Annotated in this window: 19 protein-coding genes, 10 tRNA genes and 3 rRNA genes; 2 read left to right on the top strand and 30 right to left on the bottom strand. The window is 41.0% G+C overall.

Annotated features, from left to right (window positions below; all coding sequences use genetic code 11):
* Positions 1–110 precede the first annotated feature (110 nt).
* The 14 genes from MVE64_RS14475 to MVE64_RS14410 all read right to left on the bottom strand — a co-directional run bounded on the left by MVE64_RS14475 (position 111) and on the right by MVE64_RS14410 (position 6,767).
* A tRNA-Ala gene (locus tag MVE64_RS14475) sits at positions 111–186 on the bottom strand.
* Positions 187–197: 11 nt separating this feature from the next.
* A tRNA-Gly gene (locus MVE64_RS14470) sits at positions 198–272 on the bottom strand.
* A gap of 6 nt (positions 273–278) precedes the next feature.
* Positions 279–351 (bottom strand) — tRNA-Lys (locus MVE64_RS14465).
* Positions 352–354: 3 nt separating this feature from the next.
* A tRNA-Gln gene (locus tag MVE64_RS14460) sits at positions 355–429 on the bottom strand.
* Between the two features lie 255 nt (positions 430–684).
* Positions 685–768 (bottom strand) — tRNA-Tyr (locus MVE64_RS14455).
* An 11-nt stretch (positions 769–779) separates the two neighbouring features.
* Positions 780–852, bottom strand: a tRNA-Thr gene (locus MVE64_RS14450).
* Positions 853–959: 107 nt separating this feature from the next.
* Positions 960–1,035, bottom strand: a tRNA-Val gene (locus MVE64_RS14445).
* 62 nt (positions 1,036–1,097) lie between these two features.
* Positions 1,098–1,172: transfer RNA gene (locus MVE64_RS14440), tRNA-Glu, on the bottom strand.
* A gap of 20 nt (positions 1,173–1,192) precedes the next feature.
* Positions 1,193–1,265 (bottom strand) — tRNA-Thr (locus tag MVE64_RS14435).
* A gap of 2 nt (positions 1,266–1,267) precedes the next feature.
* Positions 1,268–1,342: transfer RNA gene (locus MVE64_RS14430), tRNA-Asn, on the bottom strand.
* Between the two features lie 10 nt (positions 1,343–1,352).
* Positions 1,353–1,468: ribosomal RNA gene (gene rrf / locus MVE64_RS14425) — 5S ribosomal RNA — on the bottom strand.
* A gap of 121 nt (positions 1,469–1,589) precedes the next feature.
* A 23S ribosomal RNA gene (locus tag MVE64_RS14420) occupies positions 1,590–4,522 on the bottom strand.
* A gap of 236 nt (positions 4,523–4,758) precedes the next feature.
* A 16S ribosomal RNA gene (locus tag MVE64_RS14415) occupies positions 4,759–6,309 on the bottom strand.
* Together the 16S, 23S and 5S rRNA genes with 10 tRNA genes alongside form the textbook arrangement of a ribosomal RNA operon.
* A gap of 263 nt (positions 6,310–6,572) precedes the next feature.
* Entirely contained in the window at positions 6,573–6,767 is a 195-nt protein-coding gene (locus MVE64_RS14410) for a hypothetical protein (RefSeq protein ID WP_247339099.1), read from the bottom strand.
* Positions 6,768–6,879: 112 nt separating this feature from the next.
* Here MVE64_RS14410 and pdaB point away from each other — a divergent pair, with 112 nt between their 5' ends.
* Positions 6,880–7,644 carry a polysaccharide deacetylase family sporulation protein PdaB gene (gene pdaB / locus MVE64_RS14405; protein ID WP_247339088.1) on the top strand — a complete coding sequence of 255 codons (765 nt, stop codon included), beginning with the start codon at positions 6,880–6,882 and terminating at the stop codon, positions 7,642–7,644.
* A 363-nt stretch (positions 7,645–8,007) separates the two neighbouring features.
* On the opposite strand, the gene MVE64_RS14400 is transcribed toward pdaB, so the two are convergent.
* The gene (locus tag MVE64_RS14400) at positions 8,008–8,613 is read right to left on the bottom strand and encodes a KinB-signaling pathway activation protein (protein WP_247339086.1); all 606 of its coding nucleotides are present in this window, start codon (positions 8,611–8,613) and stop codon (positions 8,008–8,010) included.
* A gap of 146 nt (positions 8,614–8,759) precedes the next feature.
* Between MVE64_RS14400 and gerD the strand changes: the two genes are divergently transcribed.
* Positions 8,760–9,395, top strand: coding sequence for a spore germination lipoprotein GerD (gene gerD / locus MVE64_RS14395; protein WP_247339084.1), 636 nt, complete (start codon positions 8,760–8,762; stop codon positions 9,393–9,395).
* 31 nt (positions 9,396–9,426) lie between these two features.
* Here gerD and MVE64_RS14390 read toward each other — a convergent pair whose 3' ends face one another.
* The 15 genes from MVE64_RS14390 to infA form a co-directional block, all read right to left on the bottom strand.
* Positions 9,427–10,488: an Mrp/NBP35 family ATP-binding protein gene (locus MVE64_RS14390; protein WP_247339076.1), complete on the bottom strand. Its 1,062-nt coding sequence runs from the start codon at positions 10,486–10,488 to the stop codon at positions 9,427–9,429.
* Positions 10,489–10,573: 85 nt separating this feature from the next.
* Positions 10,574–11,287, bottom strand: a complete 714-nt coding sequence (gene cwlD, locus MVE64_RS14385; protein WP_247339074.1) for an N-acetylmuramoyl-L-alanine amidase CwlD — start codon at positions 11,285–11,287, stop codon at positions 10,574–10,576.
* Between the two features lie 75 nt (positions 11,288–11,362).
* Complete coding sequence (locus MVE64_RS14380; RefSeq protein ID WP_247339072.1) at positions 11,363–11,800, bottom strand: DUF2521 family protein; 438 nt, start codon at positions 11,798–11,800, stop codon at positions 11,363–11,365.
* 223 nt (positions 11,801–12,023) lie between these two features.
* Positions 12,024–12,416 carry a 30S ribosomal protein S9 gene (rpsI, locus tag MVE64_RS14375; RefSeq protein ID WP_098798297.1) on the bottom strand — a complete coding sequence of 131 codons (393 nt, stop codon included), beginning with the start codon at positions 12,414–12,416 and terminating at the stop codon, positions 12,024–12,026.
* Between the two features lie 22 nt (positions 12,417–12,438).
* A complete protein-coding gene (gene rplM / locus MVE64_RS14370) occupies positions 12,439–12,876 on the bottom strand; it encodes a 50S ribosomal protein L13 (RefSeq protein ID WP_098798298.1) in 438 nt (145 codons plus the stop codon).
* Positions 12,877–13,031: 155 nt separating this feature from the next.
* Positions 13,032–13,772 carry a tRNA pseudouridine(38-40) synthase TruA gene (truA, locus tag MVE64_RS14365; protein ID WP_247339071.1) on the bottom strand — a complete coding sequence of 247 codons (741 nt, stop codon included), beginning with the start codon at positions 13,770–13,772 and terminating at the stop codon, positions 13,032–13,034.
* Between the two features lie 9 nt (positions 13,773–13,781).
* Positions 13,782–14,579, bottom strand: coding sequence for an energy-coupling factor transporter transmembrane component T family protein (locus MVE64_RS14360; protein ID WP_247339070.1), 798 nt, complete (start codon positions 14,577–14,579; stop codon positions 13,782–13,784).
* Positions 14,576–15,442 (bottom strand): energy-coupling factor ABC transporter ATP-binding protein, encoded by an 867-nt coding sequence (locus MVE64_RS14355; RefSeq protein WP_247339069.1) that lies wholly within the window; start codon positions 15,440–15,442, stop codon positions 14,576–14,578. Before MVE64_RS14355 ends, MVE64_RS14360 begins: the two co-directional genes overlap by 4 nt.
* Positions 15,418–16,257: an energy-coupling factor ABC transporter ATP-binding protein gene (locus tag MVE64_RS14350; protein WP_247339068.1), complete on the bottom strand. Its 840-nt coding sequence runs from the start codon at positions 16,255–16,257 to the stop codon at positions 15,418–15,420. The genes MVE64_RS14355 and MVE64_RS14350 overlap by 25 nt, the downstream gene beginning before the upstream one ends.
* A 165-nt stretch (positions 16,258–16,422) precedes the next feature.
* Complete coding sequence (gene rplQ, locus MVE64_RS14345) at positions 16,423–16,818, bottom strand: 50S ribosomal protein L17 (RefSeq protein ID WP_098798303.1); 396 nt, start codon at positions 16,816–16,818, stop codon at positions 16,423–16,425.
* Positions 16,819–16,920: 102 nt separating this feature from the next.
* Positions 16,921–17,865, bottom strand: a complete 945-nt coding sequence (locus MVE64_RS14340) for a DNA-directed RNA polymerase subunit alpha (protein WP_247339067.1) — start codon at positions 17,863–17,865, stop codon at positions 16,921–16,923.
* A 176-nt stretch (positions 17,866–18,041) separates the two neighbouring features.
* Positions 18,042–18,431 carry a 30S ribosomal protein S11 gene (gene rpsK / locus MVE64_RS14335; protein WP_098798305.1) on the bottom strand — a complete coding sequence of 130 codons (390 nt, stop codon included), beginning with the start codon at positions 18,429–18,431 and terminating at the stop codon, positions 18,042–18,044.
* A gap of 22 nt (positions 18,432–18,453) precedes the next feature.
* Entirely contained in the window at positions 18,454–18,819 is a 366-nt protein-coding gene (gene rpsM, locus MVE64_RS14330) for a 30S ribosomal protein S13 (protein ID WP_098798306.1), read from the bottom strand.
* 22 nt (positions 18,820–18,841) lie between these two features.
* The gene (gene rpmJ, locus MVE64_RS14325) at positions 18,842–18,955 is read right to left on the bottom strand and encodes a 50S ribosomal protein L36 (protein ID WP_003156543.1); all 114 of its coding nucleotides are present in this window, start codon (positions 18,953–18,955) and stop codon (positions 18,842–18,844) included.
* 36 nt (positions 18,956–18,991) lie between these two features.
* Positions 18,992–19,210 (bottom strand): translation initiation factor IF-1, encoded by a 219-nt coding sequence (gene infA, locus MVE64_RS14320; protein ID WP_003348578.1) that lies wholly within the window; start codon positions 19,208–19,210, stop codon positions 18,992–18,994.
* Positions 19,211–19,377: the final 167 nt, after the last annotated feature.

The raw sequence follows: 19,377 nt of genomic DNA, 5'->3' as shown, positions 1-19,377 counted from the left end.
ACTTTTTCAGTATTCTTCTTTCTAATTGTTTATAGTAGTTTCTAATACATTAAAAAAGCGATAAACAGTGTTTATCGCTTTATGTATCAAATTTATAATTATTATATTTATGGTGGAGCCTAGCGGGATCGAACCGCTGACCTCCTGCGTGCAAAGCAGGCGCTCTCCCAGCTGAGCTAAGGCCCCATGGTGCCGTATGGAGCGGAAGACGGGATTCGAACCCGCGACCCCCACCTTGGCAAGGTGGTGTTCTACCACTGAACTACTTCCGCAAATAATGAGCCATGAAGGACTCGAACCTTCGACCCTCTGATTAAAAGTCAGATGCTCTACCAACTGAGCTAATGGCTCTAATGGCTGGGCTAGCTGGATTCGAACCAACGCATGTCGCAGTCAAAGTGCGATGCCTTACCGCTTGGCTATAGCCCAATGATTAACCTTCATGAATAGCTTCTTCGAAACTTCTTCATGAATCCTCACCGCAAGAGAATATTTTTAATATTTCCGGCAGTAAATATTGCGAAATATCGTCGACAACTAAGTATTGTTTATAGCTTTTTATACTGTCGTTTGATACTTCACTTTAATTTCATTATTCCCACTCGTTAGTGAAGTTATTCACAAACCATTAAACATTTTTACGATAAACTTCAAATGTCTCCATTTTGCTGTCTATCTATAAAATGGTGGAGGGGGGCAGATTCGAACTGCCGAACCCTAAGGAGCGGATTTACAGTCCGCCGCGTTTAGCCACTTCGCTACCCCTCCATTTGTAAGAGTGCCGGCGAGAGGACTTGAACCCCCAACCTACTGATTACAAGTCAGTTGCTCTACCAGTTGAGCTACACCGGCATACTGGATGTGAGATGTCAGATCTGTGAGGTCAGATTACGATATCTTAACACTTCAAATTGTCAGTTGTTTTCTGACTTCCGACTTCTCATCTCTCACTACTAAAATGGTGGAGGATGACGGGATCGAACCGCCGACCCCCTGCTTGTAAGGCAGGTGCTCTCCCAGCTGAGCTAATCCTCCAAAATAACATATAATTTATGAATTTCATTAAGGTAAGTTATTTCCGCTAGCGCGAAAAACTATGGTGACCCATACGGGATTCGAACCCGTGTTACCGCCGTGAAAGGGCGGTGTCTTAACCGCTTGACCAATGGGCCATATTTAATCTTTTCATCTAAGCTTCCAACCGGGCTCGAACCGGTGACCTCTTCCTTACCATGGAAGTGCTCTACCAACTGAGCTATGGAAGCAATGGCTCCGCAGGCAGGACTCGAACCTGCGACCGATCGGTTAACAGCCGATAGCTCTACCACTGAGCTACTGCGGAACAATCCAAAGCCTGGCAACGTCCTACTCTCACAGGGGGAAACCCCCAACTACCATCGGCGCTGAAGAGCTTAACTTCCGTGTTCGGCATGGGAACGGGTGTGACCTCTTCGCCATCATTACCAGACAATGTGACAAAAACTATTATACTAAATTATATGAAGATTTCAAGTGTTTTTTCACTTATATATTCCTTCAAAACTAGATAACGAATCACAATTCAATTCACTGAGCTAACGCTCTTTCATTAGGTTAAGTCCTCGATCGATTAGTATCAGTCAGCTCCACACGTCACCGCGCTTCCACCTCTGACCTATCAACCTGATCATCTTTCAGGGATCTTACTAGCTAATGCTATGGGAAATCTCATCTTGAGGGGGGCTTCATGCTTAGATGCTTTCAGCACTTATCCCTTCCGCACATAGCTACCCAGCTATGCCTTTGGCAAGACAACTGGTACACCAGCGGTGCGTCCATCCCGGTCCTCTCGTACTAAGGACAGCTCCTCTCAAATTTCCTACGCCCACGACGGATAGGGACCGAACTGTCTCACGACGTTCTGAACCCAGCTCGCGTACCGCTTTAATGGGCGAACAGCCCAACCCTTGGGACCGACTACAGCCCCAGGATGCGATGAGCCGACATCGAGGTGCCAAACCTCCCCGTCGATGTGGACTCTTGGGGGAGATAAGCCTGTTATCCCCGGGGTAGCTTTTATCCGTTGAGCGATGGCCCTTCCATGCGGAACCACCGGATCACTAAGCCCGACTTTCGTCCCTGCTCGACTTGTAGGTCTCGCAGTCAAGCTCCCTTGTGCCTTTACACTCTACGAATGATTTCCAACCATTCTGAGGGAACCTTTGGGCGCCTCCGTTACATTTTAGGAGGCGACCGCCCCAGTCAAACTGCCCACCTGACACTGTCTCCCAGCCCGATCAGGGGCTGTGGGTTAGAATTTCAATACAGCCAGGGTAGTATCCCACCGACGCCTCCACCGAAGCTAGCGCTCCGGCTTCTCAGGCTCCTACCTATCCTGTACAAGCTGTACCAAAATTCAATATCAGGCTACAGTAAAGCTCCACGGGGTCTTTCCGTCCTGTCGCGGGTAACCTGCATCTTCACAGGTACTATAATTTCACCGAGTCTCTCGTTGAGACAGTGCCCAGATCGTTACGCCTTTCGTGCGGGTCGGAACTTACCCGACAAGGAATTTCGCTACCTTAGGACCGTTATAGTTACGGCCGCCGTTTACTGGGGCTTCGGTTCAAAGCTTCGCTTGCGCTAACCTCTCCCCTTAACCTTCCAGCACCGGGCAGGCGTCAGCCCCTATACTTCGCCTTGCGGCTTCGCAGAGACCTGTGTTTTTGCTAAACAGTCGCCTGGGCCTATTCACTGCGGCTTTTCCGGGCTATTCACCCTAAAAAGCACCCCTTCTCCCGAAGTTACGGGGTCATTTTGCCGAGTTCCTTAACGAGAGTTCTCTCGCTCACCTTAGGATTCTCTCCTCGCCTACCTGTGTCGGTTTGCGGTACGGGCACCTCTCACCTCGCTAGAGGCTTTTCTTGGCAGTGTGGAATCAGGAACTTCGGTACTATAGTTCCCTCGCCATCACAGCTCAGCCTTATGTGACAACGGGATTTGCCTCGTTGTCAGCCTAACTGCTTGGACGCGCATATCCAACAGCGCGCTTACCCTATCCTTCTGCGTCCCCCCATTGCTCAAATGGTGAGGAGGTGGTACAGGAATTTCAACCTGTTGGCCATCGCCTACGCCTTTCGGCCTCGGCTTAGGTCCCGACTTACCCTGAGCGGACGAGCCTTCCTCAGGAAACCTTAGGCATTCGGTGGAGGGGATTCTCACCCCTCTTTCGCTACTCATACCGGCATTCTCACTTCTAAGCGCTCCACCAGTCCTTACGGTCTGGCTTCACAGCCCTTAGAACGCTCTCCTACCACTGTTCGTAAGAACAGTCCACAGCTTCGGTGATACGTTTAGGCCCCGGTACATTTTCGGCGCAGAGTCACTCGACCAGTGAGCTATTACGCACTCTTTAAATGGTGGCTGCTTCTAAGCCAACATCCTGGTTGTCTAAGCAACTCCACATCCTTTTCCACTTAACGTATACTTTGGGACCTTAGCTGGTGGTCTGGGCTGTTTCCCTCTTGACTACGGATCTTATCACTCGCAGTCTGACTCCTGAACATAAGTCTTTGGCATTCGGAGTTTGACTGAATTCGGTAACCCGATGGGGGCCCCTAGTCCAATCAGTGCTCTACCTCCAAGACTCTCATTTCAAGGCTAGCCCTAAAGCTATTTCGGAGAGAACCAGCTATCTCCAAGTTCGATTGGAATTTCTCCGCTACCCACACCTCATCCCCGCACTTTTCAACGTGCGTGGGTTCGGGCCTCCATTCAGTGTTACCTGAACTTCACCCTGGACATGGGTAGATCACCTGGTTTCGGGTCTACGACCACGTACTCTTTCGCCCTATTCAGACTCGCTTTCGCTGCGGCTCCGTCTTATCAACTTAACCTTGCACGGGATCGTAACTCGCCGGTTCATTCTACAAAAGGCACGCCATTACCCATTAACGGGCTTTGACTACTTGTAGGCACACGGTTTCAGGATCTCTTTCACTCCCCTTCCGGGGTGCTTTTCACCTTTCCCTCACGGTACTGGTTCACTATCGGTCACTAGGGAGTATTTAGCCTTGGGAGATGGTCCTCCCTGCTTCCGACGGGATTTCACGTGTCCCGCCGTACTCAGGATCCACTCTGGAGGGAACGAAGTTTCAACTACAGGGTTGTTACCTTCTTTGACGGGCCTTTCCAGACCTCTTCATTTACTCCGTTCCTTTGTAACTCCGTATAGAGTGTCCTACAACCCCAAGAGGCAAGCCTCTTGGTTTGAAACTTCTTCCGTTTCGCTCGCCGCTACTCAGGAAATCGCGTTTGCTTTCTCTTCCTCCGGGTACTTAGATGTTTCAGTTCCCCGGGTCTGCCTTTAATACCCTATGTATTCAGGTAAAAATACTACTCCATTACGAGCAGTGGGTTTCCCCATTCGGAAATCTCCGGATCAAAGCTTACTTACAGCTCCCCGAAGCATATCGGTGTTAGTACCGTCCTTCATCGGCTCCTAGTGCCAAGGCATCCACCGTGCGCCCTTAACAACTTAACCTTTGACATCGAAGATGTCGTTTAAATCAATTATTAAGAGAATCACTAAACTAAGCGTTTAAACTCAGTGAATTACTTGAATTGTTTTCGTTATCTAGTTTTCAAGGAACATAAAACACAGGATGTTCAAATGCAATCTGCATTTAGACTCCTATGTATTGAGTCTTACTTATATAGAAAGATCAGTATGATCTCTCAAAACTAAACAAAATACCAAGCGTGCTCCATTTTCCTTAGAAAGGAGGTGATCCAGCCGCACCTTCCGATACGGCTACCTTGTTACGACTTCACCCCAATCATCTGTCCCACCTTAGGCGGCTGGCTCCTTACGGTTACCCCACCGACTTCGGGTGTTACAAACTCTCGTGGTGTGACGGGCGGTGTGTACAAGGCCCGGGAACGTATTCACCGCGGCATGCTGATCCGCGATTACTAGCGATTCCGGCTTCATGCAGGCGAGTTGCAGCCTGCAATCCGAACTGAGAATGGTTTTATGGGATTGGCTTGACCTCGCGGTCTTGCAGCCCTTTGTACCATCCATTGTAGCACGTGTGTAAGCCCAGGTCATAAGGGGCATGATGATTTGACGTCATCCCCACCTTCCTCCGGTTTGTCACCGGCAGTCACCTTAGAGTGCCCAACTTAATGCTGGCAACTAAGATCAAGGGTTGCGCTCGTTGCGGGACTTAACCCAACATCTCACGACACGAGCTGACGACAACCATGCACCACCTGTCACTTCGTCCCCCGAAGGGGAACCTTCTATCTCTAGAAGTAGCGAAGGATGTCAAGACCTGGTAAGGTTCTTCGCGTTGCTTCGAATTAAACCACATGCTCCACCGCTTGTGCGGGCCCCCGTCAATTCCTTTGAGTTTCAGTCTTGCGACCGTACTCCCCAGGCGGAGTGCTTAATGCGTTTGCTGCAGCACTAAAGGGCGGAAACCCTCTAACACTTAGCACTCATCGTTTACGGCGTGGACTACCAGGGTATCTAATCCTGTTCGCTCCCCACGCTTTCGCGCCTCAGCGTCAGTTACAGACCAGAGAGTCGCCTTCGCCACTGGTGTTCCTCCACATCTCTACGCATTTCACCGCTACACGTGGAATTCCACTCTCCTCTTCTGCACTCAAGTTCCCCAGTTTCCAATGACCCTCCACGGTTGAGCCGTGGGCTTTCACATCAGACTTAAGAAACCGCCTGCGCGCGCTTTACGCCCAATAATTCCGGACAACGCTTGCCACCTACGTATTACCGCGGCTGCTGGCACGTAGTTAGCCGTGGCTTTCTGGTTAGGTACCGTCAAGGTACCAGCAGTTACTCTGGTACTTGTTCTTCCCTAACAACAGAACTTTACGACCCGAAGGCCTTCATCGTTCACGCGGCGTTGCTCCGTCAGACTTTCGTCCATTGCGGAAGATTCCCTACTGCTGCCTCCCGTAGGAGTCTGGGCCGTGTCTCAGTCCCAGTGTGGCCGATCACCCTCTCAGGTCGGCTACGCATCGTTGCCTTGGTGAGCCGTTACCTCACCAACTAGCTAATGCGCCGCGGGTCCATCTGTAAGTGATAGCCGAAACCATCTTTCAATTTTGAACCATGCGGTTCAAAATATTATCCGGTATTAGCTCCGGTTTCCCGGAGTTATCCCAATCTTACAGGCAGGTTACCCACGTGTTACTCACCCGTCCGCCGCTAATCTCAGGGAGCAAGCTCCCCTTGATTCGCTCGACTTGCATGTATTAGGCACGCCGCCAGCGTTCGTCCTGAGCCAGGATCAAACTCTCCAATAAAGAGTTGATATAGCTCATAAAAATTTGTACTATATAGTACGTTTTTTGTTAATCGAAATTAACTTTTGCACGCTTGGTTTTGTTTAGTTTTCAAAGATCATTTAATGCCGTTCTCTCAGAAGCGACTTTATCAATATAACATTTTAACTAACTTAGTGTCAACCATCTTTTTAAAAAAGTTTTTCGGAAAAGAGATAAACACTGTCGCTCAGCAGCGACGTTTTATAATATATCACCATTTTGAAAGAAGGTCAACAAAATCCTTAAAGTTTTTTTGTTATTTTAGACATCACATTTACTAGTATATCTCTTTTTTCTAATAATGCTCTTTCTTTTACACAGTTTCCCTCATCGAGTGATGCTCTGATGTATATAAGCTCATCTAATTCCGATAACTCCCTTATTAACATTTGCTCAATTTCTTGCCTTTCCTTTTCATGAAATAAGTAGTAGATCATTCTTTTCTCCTCCTACCTACTCATTCTTTCTATATAATTTTATTTTTAATCATGTAAATAAGAGTCCAAGCATAGACTTGTCTCAAGAGTATGTTGTCTGAGGAGGACCGTTATGAATCAATTTCACGTATTTCATATTAAGAAAATTAAACAATTGGCCTTAATTATGTTAGCTGCATTTTTCACTGCCGGAATTCTATATGTTGAGAATGTATTAAACTATCCTGTTTTCTCAACATCAGATGGCCCAAAAGCGATTTATCGAGGAGAAACGAAAAATAACGAAATTGCTTTAACCTTTGATATAAGCTGGGGAGATGTTAAAGCCGAAAGTATTCTTGATACATTAAAAAAGCAGAACATAAAAAATAGCACATTCTTTTTGTCTGCTTCATGGGCTGAAAGACATCCTGATGTTGTAAAACGGATTAAAGAAGATGGGCACCAGATTGGAAGCATGGGATATAACTACAAAGATTATCGAGATTTGGAGACAAATGAAGTACGAAAAGACCTATCCATGGCTCAAGAGGTATTTACTAAACTTGGTGTAAAGGATATTAAATTGCTCCGCCCACCAAGCGGAGGCTTTAATAAAGATGTTCTTAAAATTGCTTCACAGCAAGGGTATACAGTAGTGCATTATAGTGTTGATTCAGATGATTGGACCAACCCTGGTGTTGAAGCAATTGTACAGAATACCACTTCTTCTATTAAAGGTGGAGATATTGTTCTATTGCATGCATCTGATTCAGCTAAACAAACAAATGAGGCTCTTCCCACAATTATTAAGGAGTTAAGAAGTAAAGGATTAAAAAATGTTACAGTCGATGAATTAATCGCCAATGCTCAAACAAAGTCTTCTGAAGTTAAATAGTTTCTTTTTAAAGTATATTGCGTTTCTTCTTAGTTTCATGTGAAGCAGTGTTGTGCGATTACTTTATTTATTTAAAGTTATGAATAATGAGACTATCCGCTTTGGTGTGAAGGCGCTGAAGTTAGACTTAATTAATTATTACTCTATATAATTTTTATGAGGACCATTCCCTTGGACTTCATCATGCTGACTTTGGTCTTCATCTCCCTTATGAAGACCATTTCTCTTGTTCCTCATACTTATTCTGGTCTTCATCTCCTTTATGTTTAATTATCATCCCTCAAAATGCCATTATAAATAAAAGGGATACAAATCATATGATTTGTATCCCTTTACTTTAGAGTTAGATCCTAAACTTGGGAGTTAGCTCCTTTTTTGCTGAAGAAATTTAGGAAGCATTAATAACTGGTAGGCATTACAGATTTGAATAGGAATAAGCATGAGTAATAGCCAGTCCTCTTCGTTAACGCGTAATGCTGGAAACCATTCAATAACAGTTACGACAATCATAAAGAATAAAGCTGGTACAAATGCCTCTTTATTCGTATCTTTTCTTTTCATGAAAGCAACTATAAGTCCAACAATAAAGACATAACCTGCTATTAAGAGATAAGATGTTAACGCTTCATTCTCTTTACTGAATAACTGATATCGGAAGTAAACTAGGTCAAATAAAACAAAAATAATTAAAAGGATCTGAGCAATATTCCATAAAGAAGTTGATCTAAATATCCCTAAGCCGAACCTATGTATGGTTAAATAAGCGAAAAAACCCATTTGCGATATCACGCTAAAAATTAAACCTACTCCGAATAACCAGAATAAAACAGATAGAATCTCAAGTACATCAAAAGTAATAAATAATTCTTTATATTCTTCCCATTTCAGGAGAAACCCAATAATGCTTGTAGCTACTCCACCAACTAGCAAAGTACTTAAAAATAATCGAACCCAATTTCTACTTTTCACTTATATATCCTCCATCATATTACTCCTTATGATTTTACCAATCCTTTATTAAAAAAGCCATACGTAACGATTTTCCTCGTATAAATTCTCTCATCTAAATCAAAATATAAATAGTAACACGCAAATAGAAAGGAGCTTGGATTACCATGAAGAGATACTCGCTCCTCATGACTTTAGCTGTTTTTATCTTTATGTCTGGGTGTGCTCCAAGAGAAGAATCAGGCACACAGATGGACTATGAGGAAACTAAAAAGATGGTTGTTGATATATTAAAAACAGACGATGGTAAAAAGGCGTTACAGGAAGTCATGAAAGATGAAGAAATGAAACAGGTCTTAATCATGGACCAAAGTGTTGTGAAAGAAACAATCAAAACAACTTTAACCTCTGAGGAAGGAACAAAATTTTGGCAAAAAGTATTTGAAGACCCAAAATTTGTTGAAAGCTTTGCAACCAGTATTAAAGATGAACATGAGAAGGTTATTAAAGAGCTAATGAAAGATCCTGACTATCAGAAACTGCTTATCGATGTATTTAAAGATCCAGAGATGGAAAAGAACTTCCTTACCGCTGTAAAAAGTCAAGAATTTAGAAAACATCTTCAAGAAGTAATTACAGAAACCCTTTCTAAAGCACTATATAAGGCACAAATTCAGGAAACTCTGTTAAAGGCAGCAGAGGAAGCTGGCCAACAAAGTGGTGGTGGTCAAGAAGCTGAGCAAGGTGGCGGCGGCGAACAAAGTGGTGGAAGTGGAGAAGAAGGTGGCGGTGGAGGTAGTTAACAATAAAAAAAGCGCTAATATAGCGCTTTTTTTATGCTTTAACTGGAATTAACTTTGTTAGTTGTTGTCCTATTGAATCATATATTACTCCTATTGGATGGTCTGCAGCATACACAGATGGTGCAAAATCTTCGTCATTCCAGTCTGGTTGTTGTAAAGGAATTTTCCCTAGTAACGGCACTCTTAACTCTTCAGCTAATTTTTCACCGCCGCCACGGCCAAATACATATTCTTTCTCGCCTGTTTTGGCACTTTCAAAATAAGCCATATTTTCTACAACACCAATTACTTCATGATCAGTTTGTAATGCCATAGCCCCTGCTCTAGCCGCTACAAATGCCGCAGTAGGATGAGGCGTTGAAACAATGATTTCTTTACAAGAAGGAAGCATTGAGTGAACATCTAATGCAACATCACCTGTTCCTGGAGGCAAGTCTAATAAGAGATAATCTAAATCTCCCCATTCAACTTCATTAAAGAAGTTATTTAACATTTTCCCAAGCATTGGACCTCTCCAAATAACAGGTGCATTATCTTCCACAAAAAATCCCATTGAGATAACCTTTACTCCAAATCTCTCAACCGGAATGATCTTCTCACCTTTAACAGCAGGCCTCTTTGTTATTCCCATCATATCAGGTACACTAAATCCGTATATATCTGCATCTATTAATCCTACCTTTTTCCCTAGACGTGCAAGGGATACAGCAAGATTAACCGACACTGTTGATTTTCCTACTCCACCTTTACCGCTGGCAATTGCAAGAAATGTTGTTTTATTTCCAGGGGATAATAAAGAATCTGACTGATTTCCATTAGGATCTTGGTAGGCAGCAATTGTTTCTTGAGAAAGTTCGTGAAAACGAAGTCCAACTGATTCTGCTCCTAGCTCTTTTACTATCGCAACAACCCTTTGTTGTAATTGAAGTTGCTCTGCTGTGTTTAGTTTTGAAATGCCTATTTTCAGACTAACATGTTGTTTTTCCTGCTTTATGTTTATTTCCTCAATAGCATTTAATTCTTCTAATGATATATGTAAGAAGGGATCTTCTAGTTTTCCTATTGCTGTTTTTATTGCTTCTTCTCTTAGCATAATATTCCACCCTTATTATGAAGTCGTTTACATCAGTATAACATAATTTTCTGATAAGGTAAGAAATCAGGCTTAGCTATGCTCTTTATTCTGGAGGATTTTTCTCATTTGAAAAATACCTTAAAACTCCATTATAGATAGAGGCAGCAACTTTATCTTGATAACTCTTGGTCTGAAGTAGTTTTTCTTCTTGCGGATTGGATAAAAACCCTACTTCAACTAGAGCACCTGGCTTTTCAAGATTTTTAAGAAGATAAACTCCATCAATCGGCTTGGCAACTCGCTCTGTATTTTCAAGATTTCTTCTTAATTCATCTTGTATATACTTTGCAATATTTTCGTTTTCAATATATCTTCCACTATAAAAAGTTTGAGCACCACTCCACTTTGCTGAAGGAATTGCATTTAGATGAATACTTAAAAATAAATCTGCTTCAGATTCATTAATTATCTTTACCCGTTTTTTTAGATCCTCGGCTTTTCTCCGACTATATCCTGAGGTATCTTCATCTGCTAAATCTACATCTTCTTCTCTCGTAAGCAATACAAGTGCACCTTGTTCTTGGAGGTAATCTCTTATAATTAACGAAATACTTAAAGATATATCCTTTTCTAAGGTATCACTTCCAACTGCACCCCCATCTGGTCCTCCATGACCTGGGTCAATATAAATCACCTTACCAGTGAGCGGTAAATTCCATGATTCAAACGATTTGTTATCCGAAAATTGCCACTGAAATAGTATAAGTAATAAAACAAAGCCCCCAATAAAGCTTAACCATTTTATTTTTTTATTCATCCCTATTCCCTCCTGCTCGTCCTCAATTTCAATATATGGGACAACCGATGGGAATATGATTAATCTTATTAGAAACTAATGAAGTCTTAATTTGTATCTTTTTTCACCTTTTAAATATCCTTCTTTCCACCAAATATGAATATAATATTCACAGGCTAAGTGAATTTCTTCAAAGGATAAATCTCCTTCTTTTACTTTGCCCCATGTAATAAAGTAGTCAAATAAATCATCGATTAACCTTTTCTCTTCTAATTGACATCTTTTATGGGCTGATTGCATAGATTCACCGTAATAGCCAAACTTACTATACTTTGCACCAAGTAAAAATGCCTCAATAGCAAAATCGATACATCCATCTTCAACCACTGATTTTTTAAAATTACTATTAAAGCTTCCAAAACAATCATCAATTTTTCCTTTAATCTCTGTTAAAGAAAGTTCTCTTAACATCTTTCTTTCATATTTTAATTCTTTCTGATGTCTCTTCTGCTTTAAAGAAATAATTTCATTCATTGTAGATGCCTCCCTTATATGTATTGTTTATCACTACCTGTTTCTCATTCGTAAAAATGCTGCCAATTTCAGCTAGAATTTAAAAATGAGAAATAAAGATTATTTCCCAAGAAATGAAAAGTGACAGGCACCACCCGAATTTTGTCGAATAGGCAATTCAAATATAAAGAAGACAATAAAAAAGACCCCCAACCAATTGGTTGAGAGTCTTTGAAACGTAATATTAACGTTTTGAGAACTGAGGTGCACGACGAGCGCCTTTAAGACCGTATTTTTTACGTTCTTTCATACGAGCGTCACGAGTTAATAAACCAGCGCGTTTAAGTGATGCACGGTATTCTGGATCTGCTTCTAATAAAGCACGAGAGATACCATGACGGATAGCGCCTGCTTGACCAGCATATCCACCACCTGAAACATTAACAAGAACATCATAGTTACCTGCAGTTTCAGTTAAGTGTAATGGTTGTTTAATATCTTCGATAAGTGCAGCTGATGGGATATATTCTTTAATATCACGATTGTTTACAACGATACGGCCTTCGCCTGGAACTAGACGTACACGAGCAACTGAGCTTTTACGACGACCAGTACCGTAATATTGAACCTGTGCCAAATTAATTACCTCCTCTTAATAATTATCCGCGAAGTTCGTAAACTTCAGGTTGTTGTGCTTGGTGTGGATGTTCACTACCAGCATATACATGTAATTTCTTAGCCATTTGACGACCTAATGAACCTTTTGGAAGCATTCCTTTGATTGCTAATTCAAGCATTTTCTCAGGATAGTTCGTACGCATTTCCAAAGCAGTTCTAGATTTTAAACCACCTGGGAATTGGCTGTGACGGTAGTAAATTTTATCAGTTAATTTTTTACCTGTTAATTCAATTTTATCAGCGTTGATTAGAATTACATGATCTCCAGTGTCAACGTGTGGTGTGTAAGTTGGTTTGTGCTTACCACGTAGGATAGATGCAACTTCACTTGAAAGGCGACCTAAAGTTTTGCCTTCAGCATCTACTACGTACCATTTACGTTCGATATTTGCAGCGTTTGCCATAAACGTTGTACGCATTATTTTCTTCCTCCTAGTTAGTTAAAATAAAAGATGGTTCCTATTCTATTTCATAACACGATAAGTTTCCGGGGCTTATTCGTGGGGTTGAAATACATACCATTAGATATAATATACTGTATATAACCTAATGTCAAGGGAATGTTACACCTGGTTTAGTTGTCATAGTAAACTTTCCATAAATATAAACCATGACCCGGGACAGTTTTTCCACTTAAACCTCTGTCTCTTCCTTTTATTACTGCTGGTATACTTTCAGGAGTTCTAATCCCTTGGCCTACTTCTAACAATGTTCCTACTAAAATCCTGACCATATTATATAAAAAACCATTACCAATAAAAGAAAAAATTATATCAGAATCCTTTTTAACAATATCTATGGAAAATATGGTTCTCACTTTATCTTCCACTTCTGTTTTTGCAACACAAAAACTCGTGAAATCATGTGTACCACAAAGATATTGGGATGCTTTCCTCATTAAATCCACATCTAAGTGATATGGGAAATGATACATATAATGTCGTTTAAAAACATCTTGGATTTTAGCCGTATTAATTTGGTAACGATATTCTTTCTTTAGCGCATGAAATCTAGAATGAAAATCATCATCTACGTATACTGCCTCTTTAATCGATATATCATCTGGCAGCAAGCTATTTAAGGCATATGGCCATTTTTCCTTTGGAATGGTTAAATGTGTATCAAAGTGAAAAACCTGGCCTAATGCATGAACCTGTGCATCTGTTCTACCAGACGCGTAAATCTTTACAGCTTGTCCTTTATGAAGTTTTAATAGAGAATTCTCTATTTCACTTTGAACTGTCCTTTTATTAGGTTGCACCTGATATCCACTGAATTGTGTTCCGTCATAAGATACAATACATTTTACTCTCATCTTTTGCTCCTATGTCCGTAAATATAGTAAGGCTACTCCTAAAACCACTAATAGTATTAAAAGAGAAGTATCGAGTATCCCCCATTTTAACTGACGCAGCTTTGTTCTTCCTTCTCCCCCATTATATCCACGAGCTTCCATCGCTGTAGCAAGCTCCTCAGCCCTTTTAAAGGCACTAATAAAGAGAGGAACAAGCAATGGAACAACAGCCTTAAAACGGTCCTTCACAGGGCCTCCTGTAAAGTCTACACCTCTTGCCATTTGTGCCTTTAATATTTTATCCGTTTCCTCCATTAGTGTTGGAATAAATCTTAAAGATATCGACATCATTAAAGCCAGTTCATGGACAGGTAGTCCAAGTTTACCAAATGGACCTAATAGACTTTCCATACCATCTGTAATTTCAATTGGAGTTGTAGTTAGAGTTAGGATCGTAGTAATTAAAATAAGATATAAAAACCTAAGTGAAATATAGATCCCTTGTTTCAGACCCTCTTCATATATCTTAAGGAATCTTAAGTCAATCAAGACTTCGCCTTCCTTTGTCACTATGAGATGCAGAATAAAGGTAAAAAGAATAATCCATAAAACAGGCCTAAGTCCTCTTATTAAAAACCTAAGAGGTAGTTTTGTCATCAAAACAACGAAAAGGGTAAATACACCTAAAAGAGCATAAGTGAGGAAATTATTGGCGATAAAAACAATAAACACAAAAGCAAAGATGAGGATTAGTTTGGCCCTAGGATCCATTCTATGAATAAGGGATGAACCTGGTACATATTTACCAATAATGATATTGTTCATCAAGGTTGCCCAACCCCTTTCATAAGGGAGGTCAATTGATCAACTGTTTCCTCTAAAGTAAGTGGAATCTCACCTAAAGATATTCCTTTTGCAACAAGCTTTTGCTGAAGCTTAACTGTTTCAGGTAAATCTAGACCAATTGCTGAAAGCTTCTCTCCTTCACTAAAGATCTCTCTTGGAGTCCCTCTCATTTCAATGGTGCCTTTATGCATCACAATTATTTCATCAGAATATTTTGCGGCATCTTCCATACTATGAGTAACCAAAATTATCGTTAAATTTTGCTCACGACGAAGTTCATAGAATAAGTCCATCATTTCTTTACGACCTTTAGGGTCTAGACCTGCAGTAGGTTCATCGAGAACTAAAACCTCAGGCCCCATAGCCAAAACACCAGCAATGGCAACTCTCCGCATTTGTCCACCACTTAAATCAAACGGTGACTTCTGTAAAATCGATTCAGGTAATCCTACTATTTCTAGGGATTTCTTTGCCTTCTTAAAAGCATCCTCTTCACTTACACCAAAATTCATTGGACCAAAAGCTATATCTTTCTCAACCGTTTCTTCAAAAAGCTGATGTTCCGGAAATTGAAACACTATCCCTACAAGCCTTCTAACTTCCTTAAGCTTCTTTTGTTTTTTCCCCGCCTCAATGATGTGAGCACCAATTTGAACAGAGCCATTGGTAGGCTTTAACAAACCATTTAAATGTTGTAGTATGGTGGATTTACCTGAGCCAGTGTGACCGATAATGGACAAATAGGTTCCCTTTTTAATAGAAAGGTTTATATCATATAGTGCAAGTCGTTCAAATGGTGTTCGTGCTTGATAACGATGTTCTACATTTTTGAACGTAATGTCCATAGCTCTTCCACCAGCCCTTCTTCAGTCAAATGGTTCCCCTTAATTGGAATACCTTGCTCTCTTAACTTTTTACTTAACTGTAGAGGAAATGGCAGGTCTAAGCCGATCTGAACTAACTCATCATCAAGCTTAAATACTTCATCTGGCGTTCCTTCCGCAAACTTCTTACCACCATTCATCACAATGATTCGATCAGCCTTAGACGCTTCTTCTAAATCATGTGTAATGGAGATAACGGTTAAAGTTCCCTGATCATTCAGGTCTCTAACAGTTTGAATAACTTCTTCTCTTCCTAGTGGATCTAACATTGAAGTTGCTTCATCAAGAATGATGATATCCGGCTGAACTGCTATGACTCCTGCAATAGCAACACGTTGTTTTTGTCCACCTGAAAGATGATGCGGTTCATGTTCAAGAAATTGATCCATGCTAACCTTTTTTGTCGCCCAATCAATTCTCCTTACCATTTCATCCCTAGCAACTCCGTGATTCTCTAATCCAAAGGCTACATCATCTTTAACAGTGGTGCCAACAAATTGATTATCAGGATTCTGAAAAACCATACCAACATGTTTCCGTATATCCCAAATCGTCTCTTCAGATAATTCAACTCCACATACTCGAACCTTTCCTTTATCAGGAACATATAGTCCATTTAATATACGTGCTAGAGTTGATTTACCTGAGCCGTTGTGACCAACAATAGCAAGCCATTCTCCCTTATTAACCTGTATAGATACATTCTCTAACGCAGGAGCAGCTTCTTGATGATAGTGAAATGTTATATTTTCAACATCGATGATTGTCTGACCCATCCTCGTCTCTCCTAATCTTTCTATACGTGATCATGACCACAGCTCTTCGTACAGTATCAAGGGAAGGAAAGTGATTAATGATGAATCTATTAATGTATTTTCCTTCCCTATAAAAAAAGGGCATTGATCCAGTTATGAAACTGTCACGCCCTTGTAAGAAACTTATTAAACTAATTCAATGATGACCATTGGAGCACCGTCTCCGCGACGAGGTCCAAGTTTCATAATACGAGTGTAACCACCTTGACGGTCTTCGTAACGTGGAGCGATATCACTGAAAAGTTTTTCTAAAGCATATTTTGGCTTATCCTTTTCTTTACCTTCTTCAGTTGTAACAGATACAACTTCAGCTACTTCATTACGTACATAAGCTGCAGCTAAACGACGAGCATGAAGGTCTCCGCGCTTTCCTAGTGTGATCATCTTTTCAACAGTAGAACGTAATTCTTTTGCACGAGCTTCTGTTGTTTCAATGCGCTCACTAATGATTAAGTCAGTAGTTAAGTCACGTAGCATTGCTTTACGTTGAGCACTAGTACGGCCTAATTTTCTGTATGACATGAGATGTCCCCTCCTTCGTTGTATAATGTATGTTGTTATTTAATAGAGGCAAGCTATTTTTACCGATAGCATACGAAAATGCTAGTTTTTACAAACTAGTCATCAGTCGTCTTTTCGAAGACCTAAACCTAGTTCTTCTAATTTTGCCTTAACTTCTTCAAGAGATTTACGACCTAGATTTCGAACCTTCATCATATCTTCTTCTGTTTTATGAGCTAACTCTTGCACTGTATTAATTCCAGCACGTTTTAAACAGTTGTAAGAACGTACAGATAGATCTAATTCTTCAATCGTCATCTCAAGAACTTTTTCTTTTTGATCCTCTTCTTTTTCAACCATAATCTCAGCGTTTTGAGCTTCATCAGTAAAGCCTACGAAGATATTAAGGTGTTCTGTTAGGATCTTAGAACCTAAAGCAATTGCTTCTTTCGGCCCTGTACTTCCATCTGTCCAAACGTCTAACGTTAACTTATCATAGTTAGCAACTTGACCTACACGTGTTTTTTCTACTTGGTAGGAAACACGAGCTACTGGTGTAAAGATTGAGTCAATAGGAATTACGCCTATCGGCTGGTCTTCACGTTTGTTAGAATCAGCTGGTGTATAACCACGTCCGCGCTTAGCTGTTAGCCTCATTCTAAAGCTAGCATCTGAAGCTAGAGTTGCAATATGAAGATCTGGATTTAAAATCTCTACATCACTATCATGAGTAATATCGGATGCAGTTACACTACCTTCGCCTTGAACATCAATTTCTAGCGTCTTTTCTTCATCTGAATAGATTTTAAGAGCAAGCTTTTTAATGTTTAAGATAATCGAAGTAACATCTTCAACAACACCTTCGATCGTTGAAAACTCATGAAGTACGCCATCTATTTGGATCGATGTTACAGCGGCACCAGGGAGTGAGGATAAAAGAATACGACGTAAGGAGTTACCCAAAGTTGTACCATATCCACGCTCAAGTGGCTCGACGACGAATTTACCATATTTGGCATCATCGCTGATTTCAACCGTTTCGATTTTTGGTTTTTCAATTTCTATCATCTATAAACCCTCCTTCAAAACGTCGAAACCCCGGCTAGACTCTATAGATTCATGTCTAACCGAAATTCCCCATTCAAAAGTTCCCGAATGTGCACAACAACAGAATGTTTCTGCTAGAACTTATATACTGTATCATAACCCATTATTGACAGGGATACAAAATCTATACAGAAAATTTACACACGACGACGTTTTGGTGGACGGCATCCATTATGTGGTACTGGAGTAACATCTCTGATAGCAGTTACTTCTAGACCTGCAGCTTGAAGAGAACGGATTGCAGCTTCACGTCCTGCACCTGGTCCTTTAACAGTAACTTCTAGAGTTTTTAAACCGTGATCCATAGATGCTTTTGCAGCTGTTTCTGCAGCCATTTGTGCAGCGAAAGGAGTGGATTTACGAGAACCTCTAAAACCTAACGCACCAGCACTTGACCATGAAATTGCATTACCATGAGTATCAGTAATAGTAACGATCGTGTTATTGAATGTTGAACGGATATGAGCAATACCACTTTCAATATTCTTTTTCACACGACGTTTACGAGTGTTCGTTTTACGTGCCATTATTGGTTAACCTCCTTTTACCTTATTTTTTCTTGTTTGCTACTGTACGACGTGGTCCCTTACGTGTACGAGCATTGTTTTTCGTGTTTTGTCCGCGAACTGGTAAGCCACGACGGTGACGGATACCACGGAATGAACCGATTTCGATTAGACGTTTAATGTTAAGAGAGATTTCACGACGAAGGTCACCCTCAACTTTAAGCTTATCGATTACATCACGAATTTTCCCTAACTCTTCTTCAGTTAAATCACGTACACGAGTATCTTCAGAAACTCCAGCTTCAGCTAGAACTTTTTCAGCAGTAGAACGTCCGATCCCGAAAATATACGTTAATGAAATAACAACACGTTTGTCGCGAGGAATATCAACACCTGCAATACGAGCCATTATGCTTGCACCTCCTTATATATTAACCTTGTTTTTGCTTATGTTTAGGATTCTCACATATAACCATGACTTTGCCTTTTCTGCGGATAACTTTACATTTTTCACAGATCGGTTTAACAGATGGTCTGACCTTCATGATTTTAATACCTCCTTAGTAGTACGGAGTGCTAAATTATTTAAAACGGTACGTAATTCTACCACGAGTTAAATCATATGGAGATAATTCTACCGTAACTTTGTCTCCAGGTAAAATACGAATGAAATGCATGCGAATCTTTCCGGATACATGCGCTAATACCGTATGACCGTTCTCAAGTTCTACCTTAAACATTGCGTTTGGTAATGTTTCAACAACAGTTCCTTCTACTTCAATTACATCGTCTTTCGCCATTGAACTGTTCTCCCTTCTTCAAATCAGTAACTTGCTCATCGACAAACTCAGGATTATTTAACCTAATTGTCACACGACCTGCTTCTAATATACTGTTCTGAACTTCTGGAGATACGCTAATAGATCATTCTTGGTGATGAAGAAAAACTCTCGCTTTCTCCGTCAGC

It is taken from the genome of Metabacillus endolithicus (assembly GCF_023078335.1).
Lineage (GTDB): Bacteria > Bacillota > Bacilli > Bacillales > Bacillaceae > Metabacillus > Metabacillus endolithicus.
The sequence above is the reverse complement of the archived record's forward strand: the minus strand, read 5'-3'. Positions and strand labels throughout refer to the sequence as shown.

Coding starts and splice junctions, on each gene's coding strand:
- rplM (WP_098798298.1), bottom strand. CDS start 12,876: ATGCGTACAACGTTTATGGCAAACGCTGCAAATATCGAACGTAAATGG.
- rpmJ (WP_003156543.1), bottom strand. CDS start 18,955: ATGAAGGTCAGACCATCTGTTAAACCGATCTGTGAAAAATGTAAAGTT.
- rplQ (WP_098798303.1), bottom strand. CDS start 16,818: ATGTCATACAGAAAATTAGGCCGTACTAGTGCTCAACGTAAAGCAATG.
- pdaB (WP_247339088.1), top strand. CDS start 6,880: ATGAATCAATTTCACGTATTTCATATTAAGAAAATTAAACAATTGGCC.
- infA (WP_003348578.1), bottom strand. CDS start 19,210: ATGGCGAAAGACGATGTAATTGAAGTAGAAGGAACTGTTGTTGAAACA.
- MVE64_RS14380 (WP_247339072.1), bottom strand. CDS start 11,800: ATGAATGAAATTATTTCTTTAAAGCAGAAGAGACATCAGAAAGAATTA.
- MVE64_RS14390 (WP_247339076.1), bottom strand. CDS start 10,488: ATGCTAAGAGAAGAAGCAATAAAAACAGCAATAGGAAAACTAGAAGAT.
- rpsM (WP_098798306.1), bottom strand. CDS start 18,819: ATGGCTCGTATTGCAGGTGTTGATATTCCTCGCGACAAACGTGTTGTT.
- MVE64_RS14410 (WP_247339099.1), bottom strand. CDS start 6,767: ATGATCTACTACTTATTTCATGAAAAGGAAAGGCAAGAAATTGAGCAA.
- cwlD (WP_247339074.1), bottom strand. CDS start 11,287: ATGAATAAAAAAATAAAATGGTTAAGCTTTATTGGGGGCTTTGTTTTA.
- gerD (WP_247339084.1), top strand. CDS start 8,760: ATGAAGAGATACTCGCTCCTCATGACTTTAGCTGTTTTTATCTTTATG.
- rpsK (WP_098798305.1), bottom strand. CDS start 18,431: ATGGCACGTAAAACGAACACTCGTAAACGTCGTGTGAAAAAGAATATT.
- truA (WP_247339071.1), bottom strand. CDS start 13,772: ATGAGAGTAAAATGTATTGTATCTTATGACGGAACACAATTCAGTGGA.
- MVE64_RS14355 (WP_247339069.1), bottom strand. CDS start 15,442: ATGGACATTACGTTCAAAAATGTAGAACATCGTTATCAAGCACGAACA.
- MVE64_RS14350 (WP_247339068.1), bottom strand. CDS start 16,257: ATGGGTCAGACAATCATCGATGTTGAAAATATAACATTTCACTATCAT.
- MVE64_RS14340 (WP_247339067.1), bottom strand. CDS start 17,865: ATGATAGAAATTGAAAAACCAAAAATCGAAACGGTTGAAATCAGCGAT.